We start from the raw sequence: 20,116 nt of genomic DNA, 5'->3' as shown, positions 1-20,116 counted from the left end.
CCATGAAGATCGCACTTTTCGCCACCTGCATCGTGGACGCCATGTATCCACGCGCCGCCCAAGCAACGGTGGCGGTCCTTGAACGCCTGGGCCACGAGGTGGTCTTTCCCCAGGGGCAGGCCTGCTGCGGGCAGATGCACGTCAACAGCGGCTACCTCAAGGAAGCCCTTCCCGTGGTGGCCAACCACGTGCGGGCCTTCGAATCCGAAGATTACGACGTCGCCGTGGCGCCGTCCGGTTCCTGCGTCGCCTCGGTGAAGCACCAGCACCCCATGGTGGCCCGGCACGCGGGGGACGCCGCCCTGGAAGAGCGGGCTGACGCCGTCGGAAAGAAGACCTACGAACTCTCGGAACTCCTGGTGGACGTCCTGGGCGTCACCAACCCGGCGGCGCAGCTGGGCTCTTACTTTCCGCACACCGTGACGTACCACCCGTCCTGCCACGGCATGCGGCTGCTCACGCTGGGTGACCGGCAGGCCGGGCTGCTGCGGGGTGTCAAGGGCCTGGAACTGGTGGACCTGCCGGAAGCGGACCAGTGCTGCGGCTTCGGCGGCACGTTCTCCGTGAAGAATGCCGACGTCTCATCCGCGATGCTGGCGGACAAAACAGCGAACATCCGCAGCACCGGTGCGTCCGTGTGCGCCGGCGGCGACTACTCGTGCCTGATGCACATCGGCGGTGGCCTGTCGCGGCAGGCAGACACCATAGGTACCCTCCACCTGGCGGAAATCCTTGCCAGCACCGAAACGGAACCGGTCGCGGTCCCCGGGCCCGCCGGGCGAACCGTCAAGGTGGTGGCCAAATAATGTCCCGCACCCCGATCGGGATGCCCGGCCTGCGCCCCGGCATCGGCAACCTGTTCGCCGAAGAGAAGTTTCCGTCCGCTGCCCGCCGCGAGCTCGGCAACAGCCAGCTGCGGAAGAACCTGAAGCACGCCACGTCCACCATCCGCGCCAAGCGCCTGGCCGTGACCGGTGAGCTGCCGGACTGGGAGGAACTGCGGGAGGCGGGCAGTGCCTTGAAGACCTCCGTCATGGCCCGGCTGCCGGAACTCCTGGAGGCTTTCGAAGCCAACGTCACCGCCCGCGGCGGAACGGTCCACTGGGCCCGCGACGCCGACGAGGCCAACGCGATCATCCACGGGCTGGTCACCGCCCAAGGCGTGGATGAGGTGGTCAAGGTCAAGTCCATGGCCACCCAGGAAATCGGCATGAACGAGTACCTGGAAGAGCGCGGCATCTCGGCGTTCGAGACCGACCTTGCCGAGCTCATCGTCCAGCTGGGCCACGACAAGCCCAGCCACATCCTGGTCCCGGCGATCCACAAGAACCGCACTGAGGTCCGCGACATCTTCCTCCAGGAAATGCCCGGCGTCGATCCCGGCCTCACGGACGAACCCCGCCGGCTGGCCATGGCCGCCCGCGCCCACCTGCGGGCCAAGTTCCTCACCGCGAAGGTGGCAGTCTCCGGCGCCAACTTCGGCATCGCCGACTCCGGCACGCTGGGTGTGGTGGAGTCCGAGGGCAACGGCCGGATGTGCCTGACCCTCCCCGAAACCCTGATCACGGTCATGGGCATCGAGAAGCTGCTTCCCACGTTCTCCGACCTTGAAGTCTTCCTCCAGCTGCTGCCGCGCTCCTCCACCGGCGAGCGGATGAACCCGTACACCTCACTGTGGACCGGCGTGACCGAGGGCGATGGTCCGTCGAATTTCCACGTGATCCTGCTGGACAACGGCCGCACCAATGCCCTGGCCGACGAGATGGGACGCTCAGCGCTCCACTGCATCCGCTGCAGCGCCTGCATCAACGTCTGCCCGGTCTACGAGCGGGCAGGCGGCCACGCCTACGGCTCCACGTACCCTGGCCCCATCGGCGCCATCCTGTCGCCGCTGATGACCGGCATCGAGGCGGAAGAGAACGGCTCGTTGCCGTATGCGTCCTCGCTCTGCGGCGCCTGCTACGACGCCTGTCCGGTGAAGATCAACATCCCGGACATCCTGGTCCACCTGCGCGGCAAGGACGTGGACGCCCACCGCGGCGGCCTGCCGTCCCAGCTGGACGTGGGACTCAAGGCCGCCTCTTGGGCGCTCTCCGACGGACGCCGCCTGGCCGCCGTCGAAAAGCTCCTGCCCCTGGGCCGGGCCGCCGCCGGACGGGACAAGAAGATCAAGAAACTGCCCGGCCTCGCCGCCGGCTGGACCCAAAGCCGGGACATCCCGGCGCCCCCGGCGCAGTCCTTCCGTGACTGGTGGGCCAAGGAGCACAAGAGACCATGAGCACCCGGGAACAGATCCTTGCGGCCGTCCGCACCGCACTCAAGGACGCCCCCGCCGTCCCGGACATCCCCCGGAAGTACCGGCTGGACGGGGAGGCCGACGCGCAGCAGCGCATCGACGTCCTGGTGGACCGGTTGGAGGACTACAAGGCCGGAGTCACCGTGGTGGACGAAGACGCAGTCCCCGCCACCATCCGGGACCTCCTCGCCGGGGCCGGCTCCTACGTGGTTCCCGCCGGCCTGGACCCGGCCTGGCTGGCCTGGGAGACAGACACCAGCAGGATCAGGTACGACGGCGGCGCGCACGGAGCGAGGTCCGTCACCGAGCTCGACGCAACAGACGCCGTGGTGACCGCCAGTGCGGTGACCGTGGCGGAATCCGGGACCATCATCCTGGACGGCAGCCCGGACCAGGGCCGCCGCGCCATCTCGCTCATCCCGGACCACCACGTCTGCGTGGTGCGCAGCCGGGACGTCACCGCGATCCTGCCCGAAGCGCTCCGCCGCCTGGACGGAACAAAGCCCCTCACCATGATCAGCGGACCGAGCGCAACCTCGGACATCGAGCTTGAACGCGTCGAAGGCGTCCACGGGCCCCGGCGGCTGGATGTCGTCATCATCCGGTGAAGCTGAAGTAGGCTGCAACCAGGCCGCCAACCACCCCTGACAGAACGGACAACGATGCCCCTCTTCGACCTGCCCCTGGCCCAGCTGCGCAGCTACACTTCCGACGTCACGCCGCCGGAGGACCTGGGCGCGTTTTGGGACGCCACCCTCGAAGAAGCCAGGGCCTTCCCCTTGAACGCCGCGTTCGAACCGGTGGAGAACCACCTGACGGTCATCGACACGTTCGACGTCACCTTTTCCGGCTACGGCGGGGCGCCGGTCAAGGGCTGGCTGCACCTGCCCGCCGCCCGGGAAGACGGCACCAGGCTGCCCGTGGTGGTGCACTACGTCGGCTATTCGGGCGGCCGGGGCCTGGTCAACCAGGACACCCGCTGGGCCCAGGCCGGCTACGCGCATTTCATCATGGACACCCGCGGCCAGGGGTACGGCGGCACCCTGGGGGACACTCCGGACCCGCACCCCTCCGCCGGGGACGTAGCGCACGCGGGCCTGATGACCCGGGGCCTGGCGAAGCGCGAGGACTACTACTACCGGCGCGTCTACGTGGACGCCTTCCGCGCCGTGGAGGCAGCCCAGGCCCACCCCGCCGTCGATCCAGCCAAAGTGGTCCTCGCCGGAGTCAGCCAGGGCGGCGGCATCGTGGTGGCCACGGCGAGCCTCACTGCGGGACGGCTCGACGGCGTCATCGCCGCCCTTCCCGACGTCCCCTTCCTGCAGGACTTCCCCCGCGCCATCGACATCACCCCGCGCGGGCCCTACCCGGAGATCGCCCAGTTCCTGGCGCGCCACCGCGACCGGTACCAGCACGCACTCGGGGTCCTGAACTACTTCGACGGCGTCAACCTGGCCCGGTACGCCACGGCACCGGCGCTCTACTCGGTGGCCCAGATGGACGACATCTGCCCGCCGTCCACGGTCTTCGCCAGCTTCAACGCCTACGGCTCCCGGACGTCCGGGGCATCCTCCACCGGGGCGGCCAAGGAGATCGAGGTGTACCGGTTCAACAACCATGAAGGCGGCCAGGAACACCACTGGATCCGGCAGCTGCAGTACCTGCGCAAGCTCCTGGGGTAGGCCGGCGCGGGAATGTGACGGACGCTGATTTTGCGGCGGCGGACGGCCGGGCTTATGGTCTTTTCCATGACTAACCGTTGGTATGCGTATTTTTCGTTGGCTCTGGAGGGGCCCGCGTCTAACTGACACGCATCCAGCATTCCTTCAGAGCCAACAGGGCAGAGATCATTCTCTGCCCTTCGCCGTTTCTCCGGCGGGTTCTGAAATCCGGGCCCGCTTCCCATCTGGAACAGGACCCGAACATGAGCACCGCAACAGCAGCAGCCGCCAACGCCGGCACCACAACCACCTCGAACCTGCGCGTCAGCGAATTCACCGCGCTGCCCACCCCTTCCGGGCTCCTCGCCGAACTGCCCCTTGACGCCCGGGCGGCTGACGTCGTCGAACGCGGACGCGACCAGGTCCGGGCCATCATGGACGGCGTGGACGACCGCCTGCTGGTCATCGTGGGCCCATGCTCCATCCACGACCCCAAAGCCGGCCTGGAATACGCCCGCCGGCTGGTCAGCCAGGCTGAAAAGCACAAGGAAGACCTGCTGGTGGTCATGCGGACCTACTTCGAAAAGCCCCGCACCATCGTCGGCTGGAAGGGCCTGATCAACGACCCCCGGCTGGATGGCAGCCACGACATGGTCACCGGGCTGCGCACCGCCAGGCAGTTCCTGCAGCAGGTGACCGCGCTGGGACTGCCCACCGCCACCGAATTCCTGGAGCCGATCAGCCCGCAATACATGGCGGACCTGATTTCCTGGGGTGCCATCGGCGCCCGCACCACCGAAAGCCAGATCCACCGGCAGCTTGCCTCCGGCCTGTCCATGCCCATCGGCTTCAAGAACGGGACCGACGGCGGCCTGCAGGTGGCGATCGACGCGTGCGGCGCCGCGGCGGCGGCGCAGGCGTTCCTGGGGATCGACGGCGACGGCCGGGCGGCACTGGTGGCCACAGCCGGGAACCCGGATACCCACGTCATCCTCCGCGGCGGACGCAAGGGCCCCAACTACTCAGCCGCCGACGTCGAACGGGCGTCCGGGGAGCTGGCCGGAAAGGGCCTGAACCCGCGCCTGGTGGTTGACGCCAGCCACGCCAACAGCGGCAAGAGCCATCACCGCCAGGCCGAGGTGGCGCTGGAGATCGGTGCCCAGCTTGAGGACGGGGGCGCCGCGGCGCAGGCGATCGCCGGGGTGATGCTGGAAAGCTTCCTGGTGGGTGGCGCCCAGAACCTGGACGTTGCCGAGCACGCGGCCGGCCGCTCCGAACTCGTGTACGGCCAGAGCGTCACCGATGCCTGCATGGACTGGGACGTTTCCGCCTCCGTGCTGGAGCAGTTGGCTGCCTCGGCGCGGAAGCGCCGGCAGGCGAAATAGTGGCTTTACCTACTTTCACATCTGCCACATGAACATCTAGAGTATCTATTTAGGTGATTGGTGGATGGCTCAGCATCGGAACACCGCATTGGCACGTACCTGGGGTCACTGTTGTCCATCCGTCAGCAAAGGAAAATAGGGAAATGTCGGCAGAACAGAACTTCTCCAACGCGAAGTTCCTGACCGTGGCTGAAGTGGCCGAGGTCATGCGCGTCTCTAAAATGACTGTTTACCGGCTGGTCCACTCCGGCGAAATGCCGGCAGTGCGGTTCGGCCGCTCCTACCGGGTACCTGAGAATGCCGTGGAGCAGTACCTCAAGGGTGCCGTGGTGGACGGTCACTCCGAGACAGCCTAAGGCAGCTTGTCCCAAGCCGCCTCCGATAGGCGGTACCCTGTTAAGGAACGTTTTACGTCATTGTAAGAATCTGTCAGTTGTCCAGTTCGTAGCTCTGTCCACGAACCATTTCCATCAGACAGGTACTGCATCTAGTTTGTAAGGAACTTTCGTGGGTTCAGTTATTAAGAAGCGTCGCAAGCGTATGGCCAAGAAGAAGCACCGCAAGCTGCTTCGCAAGACTCGTCACCAGCGCCGCAACAAGAAGTAGCAATACTTCGAACAGCGTGGAGAACGCCCGTCGCCTGCAAAGGCGGCGGGCGTTTTTTCGTGCGCTGGAGGCTACGGTGCGGGAACCTGCAGGCGGGGGCACGCAGACTCGCGGGATATCCAGACGCGCGTGAAAGCTAGCTACAGGCGCGGGCCGCGCATCCGGGCGAAACCCTTCCACAGCCCGTAGATGGCGCCGCCAAAGGTTGCCACCTTAAGCCCGAAGGTGGCGGCGCGGCGGCCGGCACGGAAATCGTAGACCGGCCAGTTACGGTCGCGGGCGTGCCGGCGGAGCTTGGCATCGGGGTTGATGGCCACGGGGTGGCCTACCAGGGAAAGCAGCGGAACGTCGTTATAGGAGTCGCTGTACGCCCAGCAGCGCTTCAGGTCCAGGTCCTCCTCGTCGGCGATGGCCTGGACAGCCACGGCCTTGGCCGAGCCATGCAGGATATCGCCCACCAAACGGCCGGTGTACATTCCGTCGGAGACTTCCCCGACCGTGCCGAGGGCGCCGGTCAGGCCCAGGCGGGTGGAAATGACCGTGGCAACTTCGATGGGCGTGGCCGTGACCAGCCACACCCGGCGGCCCACGCGCAGGTGCTGCTCGGCCAGGGCCTTGGCACCCGGCCAGATCCGGGAGGCGATCATTTCGTCATAGACCTCTTCGCCCAACGCCCGGATATCGTCAACGCTGATGCCCACAGCCAGGGTCAGGGCCGAGTCCCGGACGGCGTGGACATCATCCATGTTTTCACCGCGGGCCACAAACTTGAACTGTTTCCAGGCCATACCAGCCGCCTGCCTCAGGGTGAACGCCCCGCGCTGGTGCATTTTCCGGGCCACATGGAAGAGGCTGGCGCCGCGCATCAAGGTGTTGTCCACGTCGAAAAACGCCGCTTCACCGGGCTGCGGCGCAGTGACGGGCCGCGTGACTACGGCGACGTATTTCTCCTCGGGCATGGACTCGAGTCTAGTCAATAGGCCGGCCCGCCGCCGTCGGCGTCGCCCGCATGCCGCGAACGGCGATACCGTTAAGCCATGGCTACCCCCCGCGTCGTCCTGGTCACCAAAGCTGACTGCCACCTTTGCGAAGAGGCGCGCGACGCCGTCGGCCGGGTTACCGCCTCGTTGGGACTGACCTGGGCCGAAGAGTCGGTGGACCACCAGCCCGAGCTGCGCGAACGCTATGCCGAGGAAATCCCGGTGGTCCTGGTGGACGGGGTCCAGCGCGACTTTTGGAAAATTGACGAAGCCCGCCTGGAACGCGTGCTGCAGCGCGCCATGGCCCGGTAGGGGGAGGCCAATGACGTCCCTGGAACCAACGTCCCAGCCCGTCCCGGACCTTCCGGGCGCCACCGGTACGCCGGCCAAGCAGATCCCGCCCGCGGCGGTGGCCCGGCTGACCCTGTACCTCCGCGCCTTGAACACCTTGCTGGCAGAGGGCGTCGAGCGGGTCTCGTCCGAGTCATTGGCGGAGGCCTCCGGCGTCAGTTCCTCGACGCTGCGCAAGGACCTGTCCCATGTGGGGTCCTACGGCACCAGGGGAGTGGGCTATGAGGTGCAGTACCTCAGCCGCCATATCGCAGCGGCCCTTGGCCTCACGCACGACTGGAAAGTCGCGATCGTCGGCGCCGGAAACCTGGGCAAGGCCCTGGCCCGGTACGGCGGCTTCGAATCCCGCGGGTTCGACGTCGTGGCGATCTTCGACGCCGATCAGATGGTGGTGGGCAACGAGGTGGGCTGGCTGCGGGTCAGCGACGTGGCAGACCTTGAAACCGTCCTGCACCGCACCGGAGCCAACATGGTGGTGCTGGCGCTCCCGGCGGCTGTGGCCCAAGGCATCTGCGACCGCGTGGTGGCCGCAGGCGTGCACAGCGTCCTGAGCTTCGCGCCCGTGATGCTGCAGGTCCCGGAAGGCGTGAACCTCCGCAAGGTGGACATGGCCACCGAGCTGCAGATCCTGGCATACCACGCCCAGCGGGCACAGGCGCCGGGCCAGACCGCGTAAGGACCACCGGATAAAAGAAAACGGCCCGGGACGCTGCGAGGCGTCCCGGGCCGTTTTCCGTGGTGTGGCAGGCTGCTACCGGCCGTAGGGGTTTCCGAAGCCGCCGGCATACGGGTTGCCGAACTGCTGCTTCCGGAAGTACGGGGCGGCCGCGGGAAGGTAGAGCAGCACAATGGCCGCGATGCCCAGGACCGTGCCGACGGTGGCGAACGACGGAACCCCGAAGAGGCCCAGCACCGACAGGGCCGCCAGCACCGTCCCCAGGATGCGAGCCCAGTTCTTGCCCTTGCGGACGAAGAATGCCACCAGCAGGTACAGTCCGGCCCCGATGATGGCGAAGACCACCAGGGTTCCGGCGATGACGCCCTTGATGTCGTCGTACGTGATGCCCGCGTCGCTGGCCTTGACCTGCTGGTCAAAGGCCTGCCGGAATGCCGGATCATCAAGCTGGGTCAACCCGGTGAGCAGGGAGATGACGAAGATCACGGCGGCTGCGATCAGCATCCAAAAGGAAATGTTGACCAGTTGGGGGATGCCGGTGCTTGCCGCCGGCTGCGGCTGCTCCGACGGGTACTGGCCGTAGGGGGACTGGCCGTACGGCTGCTGTCCATAGGGCTGCTGCTGTCCGTAGCCGGGGGCCTGCGGGGCGTTCTGCCCGTACTGGGGCGGGTTCTGGCCGTACTGCGGGGCTGCCGGCGGCTGCGTACCGGGTGCGTTCTGTCCGTATTGCGGGGCGTTCTGCCCGTACTGCGGGGTGTTTTGTCCGTAGCGGGGCTGCTCGCCGGCCGGCTGGCCGCTGCCGGGCTGGTCGCTTCCGGATGGCGGATCGTGGGGCACGGGAGGCGGGACGGGAGGAGTACTCATGGGCGTTCCTTCTGCAGGTCGGGATCCGGGCGGGCTGCCGGGAATCGGTCCTGTGCCGCCCCCAGCATGGCTTAGGTCCACCGTACCCCCGGCAGCCCTGGTTGTGCGTGATTCCGCGGGGCCGTTCACGGTGCGACGGACCTTAAATGCGGCACCCCGGCACCAGGCGAAATGCCTGCTGCCGGGGTGGGCCGGAGCGGAATCAGGCTGCGGGAGCGATGAAGGCGAGCTCCAGGTTGATGGCAACCTTGTCGCTGACCAGCACGCCGCCGGTCTCCAGGACGGCGTTCCAGGTCAGGCCGAAATCCTTGCGGCTGATGGTGGTCTCCGCGGAGACGCCTGCGCGGGTGTTGCCGAACGGGTCAACGGCCACGCCGTTGAACTCGGTCTCCAGGGTTACCGGGCGGGTGACGCCCTTGATGGTGAGGTCACCGCTGAGCTCGTAGCTGTTGCCCTTTGCCACCAGGCCGTTGGAGACGAAGGAGATCTCCGGGAACTTCTCCACGTCGAAGAAATCCTCCCCCTTGACGTGGCCGTCGCGGTTGGCATCGCCGGAGTCGAAGCTGGCGGTCTTGATGGTGGCGTTGATCTTCGAGTCGGCCACATCCTCGACGAGGTCAAGCGTCGCGGCGGCTTCGGTGAACTGGCCGCGGACCTTGCTGATGCCGGCGTGACGGACGGTGAAGCCGATCTCGCTGTGGGAGTTGTCCAGGGTCCAGGTGCCGGTGGTGACGTCTGCGGGAAGTGCCATGATGATGCTCCTTGTTCGTAATGCCTGTTGGGGTCATGCAGTTGAACCTTCATCGGTTGAAGCCTCAACTAACTTGCTGCATCCAGTATAAACATGCATTTGCATCTTTTGTTCCCATGTTTGGAACATTTCTTCAGAAACTTAAGTTCTACTGTTTGTAGAAGATTTCGGATCGCACGCCATCTTTGAGAAACTGGTAAACATGCCCCAAGCCACTGTCCATCTGCTCCGCCACGGCGAGGTCCATAATCCCGACGGCGTTCTGTACGGACGGCTCCCCGAATTCCACCTCTCCGAACTGGGGCAGGAGATGGCCAGGACCCTCGCCGAGCACTTCCGGCAGCGTGCCGAGCAGGGCGCACGGATCACCTACCTGGCCGCGTCGCCGCTGGACCGTGCGCAGGAAACGGCACGGCCGACGTCGGAAGCCCTGCACCTGGAAATCCACACGGAGCCGCGGATTATCGAGGCGGAAAACTACTTCGAGGGCATGAAGGTCACCAAGGCAGAACTCCGCCGGCCCAAGCACTGGCCCCGGCTGGTCAATCCGCTGCGCCCGTCGTGGGGCGAGCCCTACACGCAGCAGGCGGCCCGCGTTGCCGCCGCAGCGCAGGACGCCCGGCTCCGGGCGATTGAACTGGCCGCCGGCGATTTCGGTGCCGCAGGACCCGAGGCCATCCTCGTCAGCCACCAACTGCCCATCTGGGCCGCACGGCTCAGCGCCGAAGGCCGGCCCCTGTGGCACGATCCCCGCAAGCGCGAGTGCACGCTGACCTCCGTTACGTCCCTGGTGTTCGACGACGCCGGCTCCCTGGTGCGGGTCGACTACAGCGAACCCGCCGCGTCCCTTCTTCCCGGTGCCGCCAGCACCCCTGGAGCCTAGCTGTGACCAATGATTTCCTCCCTACGCGCCGGAGTATGCTCGCCGCGGGCGGCCTGGCCCTCGGCGCACTGACCCTGGGCTTGTCCGGCTGCGCCCAGGAAGACGCCCTGGCCAAGCAGGCAAAGGCCGGGGACAACAAGAACTACGTGGCAGGCGACGGCTCCGTCACCGAATTCGCCGCCGGCGACCGCAAGGAAGCCGTCCAGATCCAAGGGGCACTCTTCAGTGGCGACAAGGTCACCCCTGCCGACTTCCAGGGCAAGGTCAGCATCCTGAACTTCTGGTTCGCCGCCTGCGCCCCGTGCCGGGTGGAGGCGCCCATCCTCGAAGAACTCCATCAGGAGTTCAAGGACCAGGGCGTGCAGTTCTTCGGCGTCAACCTCCGGGATGAGAAGCCCACGGCGGAGGCGTTCGAGAAGACCTTCAACCTGACCTACCCGAGCTTCGATGACAAGGACGGCGGCGTCCTGCTGTCCGTGTCCGGCCTGGTTCCGCCCGGGGCAGTTCCCACCACCCTGGTCCTGGACAAGCAGGGGCGCGTGGCGTCCCGGGTCCTCGGCGAGATCGAAAAGGGCACCTTGAAGGCCCTCATCACCGCCGCCGTGGCGGAGTAGGGCGGCCCGGGAACCGTGAACAGCCCCTTCGCCGAAGCAATCCTCAGCGGCTCGCTCCTCCTGGCCATCCCGGTTGCGCTGCTTGCCGGGCTGGTGTCCTTCCTCTCGCCCTGCGTGTTGCCCCTCGTTCCGGGCTACCTCGGCTACGTCACGGGATTGAGCGGCGTTGACCTGCAGAAGCAAAAGCGCGGCAGGATGCTGGCCGGCATCGGCTTGTTCGTCCTGGGCTTTTCGGTGATCTTTGTCCTGCTGGGCGGCGCCTTCGGGCAGCTGGGCACCCTGATCAGCGGCAGCCGCAATGCCTGGATCACCCAGCTCCTGGGGATCCTGGTGATCGTCATGGGCATCGTGTTCATGGGCGGCTTCAGCTGGCTCCAGCGGGACGCGAAAATCCACGCCAAACCCCCTGCCGGGCTCTGGGGAGCACCGTTGCTGGGCCTGACCTTCGGGTTGGGCTGGGCGCCGTGCATCGGGCCTACCTACTCCGCCGTGCAGCTGCTGAGCCTATCCGGCGGATCGTCCGCAGCCAAGGGCGCATTCCTGGCGTTCGTCTACAGCCTGGGACTGGGCATCCCGTTCCTGCTGATCGCGCTGGCGGTGCGCCGCGGGATGGGCGTCATGGCGTTCTTCCGCAAACACCGCCTTGCCATCCAGCGGACCGGCGGCGGCATCCTGGTGGTGCTGGGCCTGCTGATGGCCACCGGCGTCTGGGGGGCCTGGGTGACCGGGCTGCAGTACTGGTTCCAAACCGACGTGAAGTTGCCGATCTGATGAGCGAGCGTGTGAACGTAAAGAAGAAGCAAGCCACCCCTGTCGCGGAAGCCAAGGCAGAAGCCACCCTCCCGGTGCTGGGCCCGGTTGGCATGCTGCGGTGGGCCTGGACCCAGCTGACCAGCATGCGGACAGCACTGTTCCTGCTGCTGCTCCTCGCCGTCGCCGCCGTCCCCGGCTCCCTGTTCCCGCAGCGGCCTGCCAACCCCTCCGTGGTGACCCAGTACATCAAGGACCACCCGGACTACGGCAAGCTGCTGGACTCCCTGCAGCTCTACGACGTCTACTCCTCGGCCTGGTTCTCCGCGATCTACCTGCTGCTCTTCATCTCGCTGATCGGTTGCGTGGTGCCGCGAGCCATTGCCCACTACAAGGCCATGCGTTCCCAGCCGCCGCGTACCCCGCAGCGTTTGTCCCGGCTCCCCGAATACGGCACCCTGGTGGTTCCCGCCGACGCCGGAATCCCGGCGTCGGACGCCATCCACAGCGCCGCCGGGCTGCTCCGCAAGCGCGGCTACCGCGTGGAGGTCAGGGATGCAGACGGCGCCCTGCCGTCCCTGGGTGCCGAGCGTGGCTTCCTGAAGGAAGTGGGCAACCTGGTCTTCCACACCTCGCTGATCGGCGTGCTGGTGTCCGTCGCCGCCGGCGGCCTGTTCGGGTACAGCGGCCAGCGCATCCTGGTGGAAGGCGACACGTTCGTGAACACCCTGGTGGGCTACGACCAGTTCAACCCGGGCACCAACTTCCAGTCCAGCCAGCTCCAGCCCTACTCGCTGCAGCTGGACAAGTTCAACATCACCTTTGACCGGGAATCGAAGGGCAAGTTCGGCCAGCCCATCGACTTCTCGGCCGCCGTCACCACCAAGGAAACCCCGGACGCCCCCGCCAAACAGGAAATCCTGAAGGTCAACGATCCCGTGAGCCTGGGCGGCACCAGCATCTACCTCACCGGCAACGGCTACGCACCCGTGGTCACGGTCCGCGACGGAGCCGGGAACATCGCCATGCAGGGCCCGGTGGTGGCCAAGCTGCAGGGGGACAACTACTACTCCTCCGTGGTGATCAAGGTCCCCGACGCGAAGCCGGACCAGCTGGGCTTCGTGGGCTTCTTCCTCCCCACCGCGTTCGTCACGGACAAGAACGTTTCGTTCAGCGCCGACCCCGAGCTGTTCAACCCGCAGCTGACCCTGAACTCCTACTACGGCGACCTGGGCCTGAACAGCGGTGCGCCGCAGAACGTCTTCGAACTCGACGTCAGGAACCTGACGCCGCTCAACGCGAGGAACCTGGCCGCAGGCGGCATCACCCTGGCTCCGGGCTCCACCTACACCCTGCCGGATGGCAAGGGCACCATCAGTTTTGACGGGGTGAAGCGCTACATCGGTGTGGACATCCACCACAACCCGGGCCAGGTCTACGCCCTGGTCTTCGCGCTCCTCGCGGTGGCGGGCCTGATCGTCTCGCTCTACGTCAACCGCCGGCGCGTCTGGGTGCGCACCGGCACCGCGGCGGACGGCCGGACCATGGTGGAGTACGGGCTCCTGGCCCGCGGTGAGGACCACCGCCTCGCCGGCGAGGCGGCCGCCCTCCGGAAACTCTTCGCCACGGAATGGCAACTGCCCGAGGACAACGCCGCCGACGAAACGGCATCCGACCACGCTGATGCCGAAGGCACCGCCGGGTCCCAGCAAACTCCCAGCCCGGCAGGCGATAATGTCGCAGGCTCCGTCAGCACCCCAGCAGGCCCCACCGGGCCCGAAAAGGACCAGTAATGCCATTTGGAATCAACGAAACCATGGGCCAGTACAGCGAACTCTTCATGCTGCTGGCGGCGGGTACCTACACGGTGGCTTTCATCGCCTTCGCATGGGACCTGGCCAAAAGCAGCAAGGCGCTGCGCGCAGTGGACCTCAAGGCGGCCCAGGCGGGTGCCCCGGCCAAGGTTCCCGTAGCAGCCGGCGTTGGCGCCGGCTCCGCCGAGGCCCGCCTGGACGGGCCCGCCGGCCGGGCCGAGCGGCCGTCGTCGTCAACTGCCAAGGCCAACGGGGCAGGTTCCGGCGGCGTCGCCACGGCCGACGGCGACATGAAGTACGCCGCGGAGCGCCGGGTCCCGGCGCGGGTCGCCGTGGCCCTGACCACCCTCGCCGTCCTCATCCACGGCGCCGGCGTGGTGACCAGGGCCCTTGGTGCCGGCCGGGTGCCATGGGGCAACATGTACGAATTCCTGACCACCGGCGCGTTCCTGGTGGCGGCTGTGTTCCTCCTCTCCCTGATCCGCCGCGACCTCCGCTTCCTGGGCACCTTCATAGTGGGCCTGGTCATCATCATGATGGTTGCTGCATCCGTGGCCTTCTGGACCCCCGTCGGCCACCTCGTGCCCGCGCTGCAGAGCTACTGGCTGGTCATCCACGTTTCCATTGCGGTGCTGTCGTCCGCCTTGTTCACACTGACGTTCGCCATGTCCGCCCTGCAGCTGGTCCAGTCCCACCGGCAGAAGGCCGTCGCCGCAGGCGGCGCCGACAAGCTCGGCTTCATGCGCCTGGTGCCCTCGGCGCTCAGCCTCGAAAACCTGTCCTATCGCATCAACGCCATTGCCTTCATCGGCTGGACCTTCACGCTCATGTTCGGTGCGATTTGGGCGGAGAAGGCCTGGGGCCGGTTCTGGGGCTGGGACACCAAAGAGGTATGGACGTTCGTGATCTGGGTTGTCTACGCCGGCTACCTGCACGCCCGGGCCACCCGCGGCTGGACCGGAACCCGCGCCGCCTGGCTGTCGATCGTGGGCTACTGCTGCGTGATCTTCAACTTCACCATCGTGAACACGTTGTTCAACGGGCTCCATTCCTACTCCGGGCTCTAAGCCGCCGGCATCGAATAACCATTCGATGTAGCAACAGGGCTGTTCCCCGGTCCTTCGGAAATGCTACTTTGGTCAGGTTCCCTGTGATGAAGTTTGCAGGCGGATCACCAGTTTTCCGAGGTACCCATGAGCTATGCTCTCGCCGTCGACGTCGGAACCAGTTACACAGCGGCCGCCGTTGTCCGTTTCGACGAAGGTGCTTCGCCCCTTCCGGAGTGCCTGCCGTTAGGCCTCCGAGGAACGTCCGTGCCCTCCGTTGTGTACTACCCGGAAGAGGGCCCGGTCCTGGTGGGGGAAGCCGCGGAGCGTCGCGGCCTTGACTCACCCGGCCGCGTCATCCGCGAGTTCAAACGGCGCGTCGGTGACGACGTCCCGTTCGCCCTGGGCACCCTGGCGGTACGGCCTGAAGATGTGTTCGCCACCGTGGCCCGGTGGGTGGCCAGCCGTGCGGCCGAACGCGAAGGCGCGCTCCCAGCGGCCATCTTCCTGACCCACCCGGCAGCCTGGGGAATCCACCGGCTGTCCGCCATCCGCGACGCGCTGGCCGCCCACGGCCTGGACAACGTCACGCTCCTTCCCGAACCCGAGGCTGCGGCCCTGCACTACGCCTCCCAAGTGCGGGTGGAGGACGGAAGCACCATCGCGGTGTACGACCTCGGCGGCGGGACCTTCGACACCGCCGTGCTGAGGAAGTCCGGCGGCCGCTTCGAGCTCCTGGGCCGCCCCGATGGCATCGAGGACCTGGGCGGGGCGGACTTTGACGCCGCCGTGTTCCGCTACGTCGCGCAGCATACCGGCACTGTCCTGGCGGACCTCGACCCCGCCGATCCCGCCGTGATGGGCGCCCTGAGCCGGCTCCGGCGTGAATGCGTCGAGGCCAAAGAGGCCCTCTCTGCGGACAGCGAAGCCACCATTCCGGTGCTGCTCCCCGGCGTCCAGCAACAGGTGCGGCTGGTGCGGGCCGAGTTCGAGGCGCTGATCGAGGACCCCGTGCGGGACACGGTGGACGCGCTGGAACAATCACTGGCCAGGCTCCACCTTGAAGCCGCGGACCTCTCCGCGGTCCTCCTGATCGGTGGCTCGTCACGGATTCCCCTGGTGGCGCAGCTGGTGTCCGAACAACTGGGACGGCCCATTGCGGTGGACGCCGATCCGAAATCTTCCATCTGCCTCGGGGCCGCCGTGGCGGCCGTCCTGGCACACGCAGCGGCCGCCCCGGCCCTGGCCGCCGCGTCCGGGCCTGTTGCCGCGGCAGCCGGGGGCCCGGCCGCCGTCGTCCCTGTTCCCGCAGCACCAAGCGTGTCCGGTGCCCCGGTCAGGCCCAGCTGGTCACGCCAGCACGCGACGACGGCGGGGGCCTTGGTGGGGACGGGCCGGCTTCCCGGAGTGCGGGGCGGCCGAAGGGGTGCGCACGCCCCGAAACCGACGGTCCGCGTCACGGCGGTCGCCGCCGCCGCCGCCATCCTGACGGTCCTCACTGCCACGACCGCCCAAAGCCCTGCCGGGTTGGGGAACCTGACGTCGATATTCGTCCCGCAGGCAGGGGCCGACACCGGAGCTTCCGGTCCGGGAGCGGCCACCGGTCCGGCAGGGACGGAAGCCCCGGGCACCGGGGGAGCCGCTGTCGCGGTGAACCCGCAGCCGCTGGCCGGAATCGAGGCCGTTGCGAAAAAGCCGCTCGCGCCGCAGGCGGGCCTGGACGTTTCCGCCTCTCCCACCAGCAAACAACAGGAGCTGGGCGGTGCGGCGACTACGGGCGCCGGCGCCGCCGATGGTGCCACGGCCGGGGGTGCCCCGGCAGGGACGGGGACCGCCGGCACAGGAGTGGTGCCTGAATCCGTGACCGTGGCTCCCGCGCCGCCACCGGATACCGCCCCGCCCGGCAGCACGGGCCCCGGGACGGGAACTGCCTCTCCGTCGGACACCGCGACACCGACGGAGACCGCGCCGCCGAGTACCACCACCGAACCTACGCCTGTTTCCGGTTCCACGAGCCCCACCGACCCGGCCACCTCGGCAGCACCCACGCCCACACCGCTCTCGACGGCGGTGCCCACCACGACCGGGGCTTCTGACCCGGCCACGGATCCCATCGTGTCCCCGACATCGGTAGACCTGACGCCTGTGCCGGCCACCGCCCCATCCCCGACGCCCGAGGAAACAAACCCTACGCCCACGCCCACTGATGCGGCCGTGGCGACGGCCCCGACGACGTCCCCGGCGGCCTGATATGGACGGGAACCTGCAGCGTGTGGAACGGCCCGGATCCCTGCACGCTGCGCTGCAGCAGCACCCGGGGCACCCGCCCCATGCCGCGGAATTAGTGGCCACCAAGTTGAGGGGGGCCAACGGTGCAGTACGCGAACTGCTGCTGGCGCTTTCCGTGGGTTTCGCATTGCCCGGTCCGCTGCCGGCAGAGCTTCAGCACAAAGTTGGCAGGGGAGCGGACAACCTTGACGCCCTGGTGGACCGCGCCGAGTCAGCGGGGCTGCTGATGCCGGACGGCTCGGTGGTGGGCCCGGCCCGGCACGCCCTGTTGGCCGTTACCCCGACCGCCAAGATCCATGCCCTCCAGCGGGAACTCGTAACCGTCTTCGCGTCCGCAGGGCAACCGCTCGGAACCATTGCCCGGGAACTGGCACGGGGAGGCCTCGCAGATCCGCGCGTAGCCATGGAACTGGAGCAGGCCGCAGACGCCGCGCTGCAGCATGACCCCAGGCTCGCCTCGCAGATCTACGAGGAGGCCCTCCTCGCCGGAGCCGATCCCCTGGCAACTGCAGCCCGGCGCGCACAGGCCGCAGCCGGTGACGGGGAACTCGACGCCGCGGCGCGGATCATCGACACCCTCCTGGTCAGCCCAGACCCCCCGGACGTCCGCCGCGGCGTCGATGTGGCCGCCTCCGTGTGGGCCCAGCGGGGAATGCTGGCCCGCGCCGGCGACGCCTACAACTGGCTGGGCCCCGAGCGCGTGGGGGCATCGGCGCCCCTGGCCGCCGTCGCCATCCTGGGGACCGGAGACCTCAAGGGCGCGGAAGCCTTCTTCCCGCCGGGAGCCCCGCAGGCCTCCCCGACACTCCTCGCGTCCGCACTGCTCCAGACCGGCGAGGGAATCCTCGCCTCCCTGGGGGAGAAACCGCAACAGGGAATCGCCGTACTGATCCATGCCTCGGACCTGCTGAACTCGGCCGGCACGGCGCTTCCGTTGCCGGAAACACCCGGTGCACTGGCCGCACTGCTGGCCCTGCACAGCGGGGAGCCGCACCTGGCCGAGACAGTATGCCGGGCAGCCGTGGCGGCGGGCCAAGGAGGAAGCGCCGCCCAGCCAAGGCTCCTACTCATCCAGGCCTGGGCGGCCATGATGCAGGACAAACCCGACGAGGCGCGGCTGGCAGCCACGGAGGCCGCCAAGATCAACCACTGGCCGCTGGTCCCGCGTGACGAATTCCTCAGTGCGGCGCTCGACGTGGGGCTGGCCCGCAGGAATGGCGAGGTTCCGGAACTCCTCCGGGCCTGGGAACGCGCCCGCGAGGCCATGCTGCATACATCCGTGGACCTCTACAGCCTGCTGCCCTGGGGCGAACTCCTCATTGCCGCGTCCCGGCTGCGGGAGACGCGCCGCGTGGCGCATTACGTGGACGAGGCGTGGAAGCTGCTCGGCCGCCTGGGGGAACCTCCCTTGTGGACCGTTCCGCTGCATTGGGCCGCGGTACAGGCTGCGCTGCTGAACGAGAGCCCCGCCGACCTCGCCCCACACGCGACGGCGCTGGCCAGGGCCTCGACCCACAGCCACCTCGCCGCCATCCTGGCCGCCGCGGGCAAAGCCTGGGTTTCGGTGCTGGCCGGGAGGTTCCGGCCCGCCGAAGTGGAGGGTGCTGCCAGGCTGCTGGGCGGGGTGGGGATGCCATGGGAGGGGGCACGCCTCGCCGGGCACGCTGCCGCGCGGGCTGAGGACCGCAGGGACATGATGCGCCTGCTTGCCTGCGCCCGGGACCTCCACCCGCAGGGCGGCCCGGCCGGGACGCCGGAGGTATCGGCAGGAACCAACGCCGAGACCGGCGGAAAGGGCCAGCCTGACGCCTCGGGACTGAGCGAGCGGGAGAAGGAAGTGGCCAGGCTGGTGCTGGAAGGCAAAACGTACCGGGAGATCGGGGAGTCCATCTACATTTCGCCCCGGACGGCGGAGCACCACATCGCCCGCATCAGGCGCCGGCTTGGGGCCGAGAACCGCTCCGACCTGCTGGCCCGCCTGCGCCTTGCCCTCGGCACCGACAATTCCGCGCCGGCCAAACCCCAGCACCTGCATCCGCGGCAGAAATGAAACCCCTAATGCCCCTAGCGGCGGGGGTGCCCGAACCCCGCATCCAGGCCCGCCGTTAGGGGGAATGAGCCCGATGCCCCGTGCACGGCTGCGAACCTAGGTTTGAACCAGGCCGGGTCCTGCACCCGTCGATTCCGAAACTCGAAGAAGATGTGAGGAGCAGGCAGATGCCAACACTCGCGAACGACCTCGTGCAGTTCCTCATGAAACTCTTCGGCGACCGGGAAGCAGTCCAGGCGTTTCTGGACAACCCGGAACGGGCTTTGGCGGACCACGGATTGGGCAACGTATGTTCGGCCGATGTCGACGCCGCCATGCCTGTTGTCCTCGACTACGCCCCCATCACGGTCAACGCTTCCTCGTTCGAGCGGAGCTACAGCACCGGCGGTAACGGCCCGTGGACCGGTCCCGCGGGCCCGGCGGCAGGGCCCGGCGACCATGGCGCGGGCTACGGCGGTACTGCCCACGACCCTGACGACCACGCCTACGCAGTCCAGCAGCTCCACCACGTGGTGGACCACTTCTCCCACACCGCCGGCGCCACCATCGTCGATGAGCGGGCCACCATCGCAGGCCAATCCGCGCCACAGAACGTCTGGGCCCACGGGGACGCGGAACAGTGGTTCGACAACGAGCTTGCGGTGGCACCGGGTGACCACGCGGCTGCGGCCTCAGCCCATGTCCCAGCCGTGTTCGGCGACGCCGCCATTGGGGCTCCAGGTATTGGGGACGCAGGTCCCGGGGACGCCGACGCGGCGAACGGCCCCTGGGACGATCACGGCGGGCTGTCCGGCTCCCTGGCCGCCGGTCCCGGCCTCGACCCGGATGATTCATCCGCCGAGGAACCCGGGCATTCCGGCCACGCCCTGGAGGCCGGCCTGTTCTCCCCAGCCGGCGGTCCGTACAGCGATCCCGCCGGACATGGGGCCATGGCGCTGGATGCACACCCGGACGACCCCTTCCAGGACAACGCGGCCACCAGCCTGGTCGGGGACAGCCAGCTCGATTTCGCCGAGGATAACCCGGCCCACCCTGATGCGGACCTGGAGGCCCACCACATCATCGACGTTCCGGTGGTTGACGACTCAGCCGGGCTGTAA

General features: G+C 67.8%; 20 protein-coding genes. 17 read left to right on the top strand and 3 right to left on the bottom strand.

The genetic code is table 11. The features are described from left to right. The first annotated feature begins 2 nt into the window (after positions 1-2). The 7 genes from DFO47_RS02780 to DFO47_RS02750 all read left to right on the top strand — a co-directional run bounded on the left by DFO47_RS02780 (position 3) and on the right by DFO47_RS02750 (position 5,948). Positions 3-806, top strand: a complete 804-nt coding sequence (locus DFO47_RS02780) for a (Fe-S)-binding protein (protein WP_018761782.1) — start codon at positions 3-5, stop codon at positions 804-806. Beyond that, entirely contained in the window at positions 806-2,278 is a 1,473-nt protein-coding gene (locus DFO47_RS02775) for a LutB/LldF family L-lactate oxidation iron-sulfur protein (protein WP_109045197.1), read from the top strand. Before DFO47_RS02780 ends, DFO47_RS02775 begins: the two co-directional genes overlap by 1 nt. After that, positions 2,275-2,904: an LUD domain-containing protein gene (locus tag DFO47_RS02770; protein ID WP_018761780.1), complete on the top strand. Its 630-nt coding sequence runs from the start codon at positions 2,275-2,277 to the stop codon at positions 2,902-2,904. Before DFO47_RS02775 ends, DFO47_RS02770 begins: the two co-directional genes overlap by 4 nt. 54 nt (positions 2,905-2,958) lie before the next feature. Next, positions 2,959-3,978, top strand: a complete 1,020-nt coding sequence (locus tag DFO47_RS02765; protein WP_133830585.1) for an acetylxylan esterase — start codon at positions 2,959-2,961, stop codon at positions 3,976-3,978. A gap of 242 nt (positions 3,979-4,220) precedes the next feature. Next, positions 4,221-5,342: a 3-deoxy-7-phosphoheptulonate synthase gene (locus DFO47_RS02760; RefSeq protein ID WP_133830584.1), complete on the top strand. Its 1,122-nt coding sequence runs from the start codon at positions 4,221-4,223 to the stop codon at positions 5,340-5,342. A 143-nt stretch (positions 5,343-5,485) separates the two neighbouring features. Continuing rightward, positions 5,486-5,698 carry a helix-turn-helix domain-containing protein gene (locus tag DFO47_RS02755; protein ID WP_018761777.1) on the top strand — a complete coding sequence of 71 codons (213 nt, stop codon included), beginning with the start codon at positions 5,486-5,488 and terminating at the stop codon, positions 5,696-5,698. 151 nt (positions 5,699-5,849) lie between these two features. Then, positions 5,850-5,948: an AURKAIP1/COX24 domain-containing protein gene (locus tag DFO47_RS02750; RefSeq protein WP_003792170.1), complete on the top strand. Its 99-nt coding sequence runs from the start codon at positions 5,850-5,852 to the stop codon at positions 5,946-5,948. Positions 5,949-6,088: 140 nt separating this feature from the next. On the opposite strand, the gene DFO47_RS02745 is transcribed toward DFO47_RS02750, so the two are convergent. Continuing rightward, complete coding sequence (locus DFO47_RS02745) at positions 6,089-6,907, bottom strand: HAD-IB family hydrolase (RefSeq protein WP_018761776.1); 819 nt, start codon at positions 6,905-6,907, stop codon at positions 6,089-6,091. 78 nt (positions 6,908-6,985) lie between these two features. On the opposite strand from DFO47_RS02745, the gene DFO47_RS02740 reads away from it, so the two are divergent. Then, a complete protein-coding gene (locus DFO47_RS02740) occupies positions 6,986-7,240 on the top strand; it encodes a glutaredoxin family protein (RefSeq protein WP_109045200.1) in 255 nt (84 codons plus the stop codon). A gap of 10 nt (positions 7,241-7,250) precedes the next feature. Continuing rightward, complete coding sequence (locus DFO47_RS02735) at positions 7,251-7,955, top strand: redox-sensing transcriptional repressor Rex (protein ID WP_133830583.1); 705 nt, start codon at positions 7,251-7,253, stop codon at positions 7,953-7,955. 75 nt (positions 7,956-8,030) lie between these two features. On the opposite strand, the gene DFO47_RS02730 is transcribed toward DFO47_RS02735, so the two are convergent. Both DFO47_RS02730 and DFO47_RS02725 read right to left on the bottom strand, forming a co-directional pair. Further along, complete coding sequence (locus tag DFO47_RS02730) at positions 8,031-8,819, bottom strand: hypothetical protein (protein ID WP_133830582.1); 789 nt, start codon at positions 8,817-8,819, stop codon at positions 8,031-8,033. A 202-nt stretch (positions 8,820-9,021) separates the two neighbouring features. Then, positions 9,022-9,570, bottom strand: a complete 549-nt coding sequence (locus DFO47_RS02725) for a YceI family protein (protein WP_109045203.1) — start codon at positions 9,568-9,570, stop codon at positions 9,022-9,024. A 202-nt stretch (positions 9,571-9,772) separates the two neighbouring features. Here DFO47_RS02725 and DFO47_RS02720 point away from each other — a divergent pair, with 202 nt between their 5' ends. The 8 genes from DFO47_RS02720 (at position 9,773) to DFO47_RS02685 (ending at position 20,116) form a co-directional block, all read left to right on the top strand. Continuing rightward, the gene (locus DFO47_RS02720) at positions 9,773-10,453 is read left to right on the top strand and encodes a histidine phosphatase family protein (protein WP_026264588.1); all 681 of its coding nucleotides are present in this window, start codon (positions 9,773-9,775) and stop codon (positions 10,451-10,453) included. Positions 10,454-10,488: 35 nt separating this feature from the next. Then, positions 10,489-11,067 (top strand): TlpA disulfide reductase family protein, encoded by a 579-nt coding sequence (locus DFO47_RS02715; RefSeq protein ID WP_133830674.1) that lies wholly within the window; start codon positions 10,489-10,491, stop codon positions 11,065-11,067. A gap of 15 nt (positions 11,068-11,082) precedes the next feature. Next, the gene (locus DFO47_RS02710) at positions 11,083-11,838 is read left to right on the top strand and encodes a cytochrome c biogenesis protein CcdA (protein ID WP_109045204.1); all 756 of its coding nucleotides are present in this window, start codon (positions 11,083-11,085) and stop codon (positions 11,836-11,838) included. After that, positions 11,838-13,610 carry a cytochrome c biogenesis protein ResB gene (locus DFO47_RS02705; protein ID WP_133830581.1) on the top strand — a complete coding sequence of 591 codons (1,773 nt, stop codon included), beginning with the start codon at positions 11,838-11,840 and terminating at the stop codon, positions 13,608-13,610. The genes DFO47_RS02710 and DFO47_RS02705 overlap by 1 nt, the downstream gene beginning before the upstream one ends. Then, positions 13,610-14,698: a c-type cytochrome biogenesis protein CcsB gene (ccsB, locus tag DFO47_RS02700; RefSeq protein ID WP_133830580.1), complete on the top strand. Its 1,089-nt coding sequence runs from the start codon at positions 13,610-13,612 to the stop codon at positions 14,696-14,698. The genes DFO47_RS02705 and ccsB overlap by 1 nt, the downstream gene beginning before the upstream one ends. A gap of 126 nt (positions 14,699-14,824) precedes the next feature. Further along, positions 14,825-16,927 carry an Hsp70 family protein gene (locus DFO47_RS02695; RefSeq protein WP_133830579.1) on the top strand — a complete coding sequence of 701 codons (2,103 nt, stop codon included), beginning with the start codon at positions 14,825-14,827 and terminating at the stop codon, positions 16,925-16,927. Between the two features lies 1 nt (position 16,928). After that, on the top strand, positions 16,929-19,016 hold the full coding sequence (locus DFO47_RS02690) for a LuxR C-terminal-related transcriptional regulator (RefSeq protein ID WP_133830578.1): 2,088 nt from the start codon (positions 16,929-16,931) through the stop codon (positions 19,014-19,016). Positions 19,017-19,183: 167 nt separating this feature from the next. Next, positions 19,184-20,116: an IniB N-terminal domain-containing protein gene (locus DFO47_RS02685; protein ID WP_133830577.1), complete on the top strand. Its 933-nt coding sequence runs from the start codon at positions 19,184-19,186 to the stop codon at positions 20,114-20,116.

This window comes from Arthrobacter sp. AG258 (assembly GCF_004364695.1).
GTDB lineage: Bacteria > Actinomycetota > Actinomycetes > Actinomycetales > Micrococcaceae > Arthrobacter.
The sequence above is the reverse complement of the archived record's forward strand: the minus strand, read 5'-3'. Positions and strand labels throughout refer to the sequence as shown.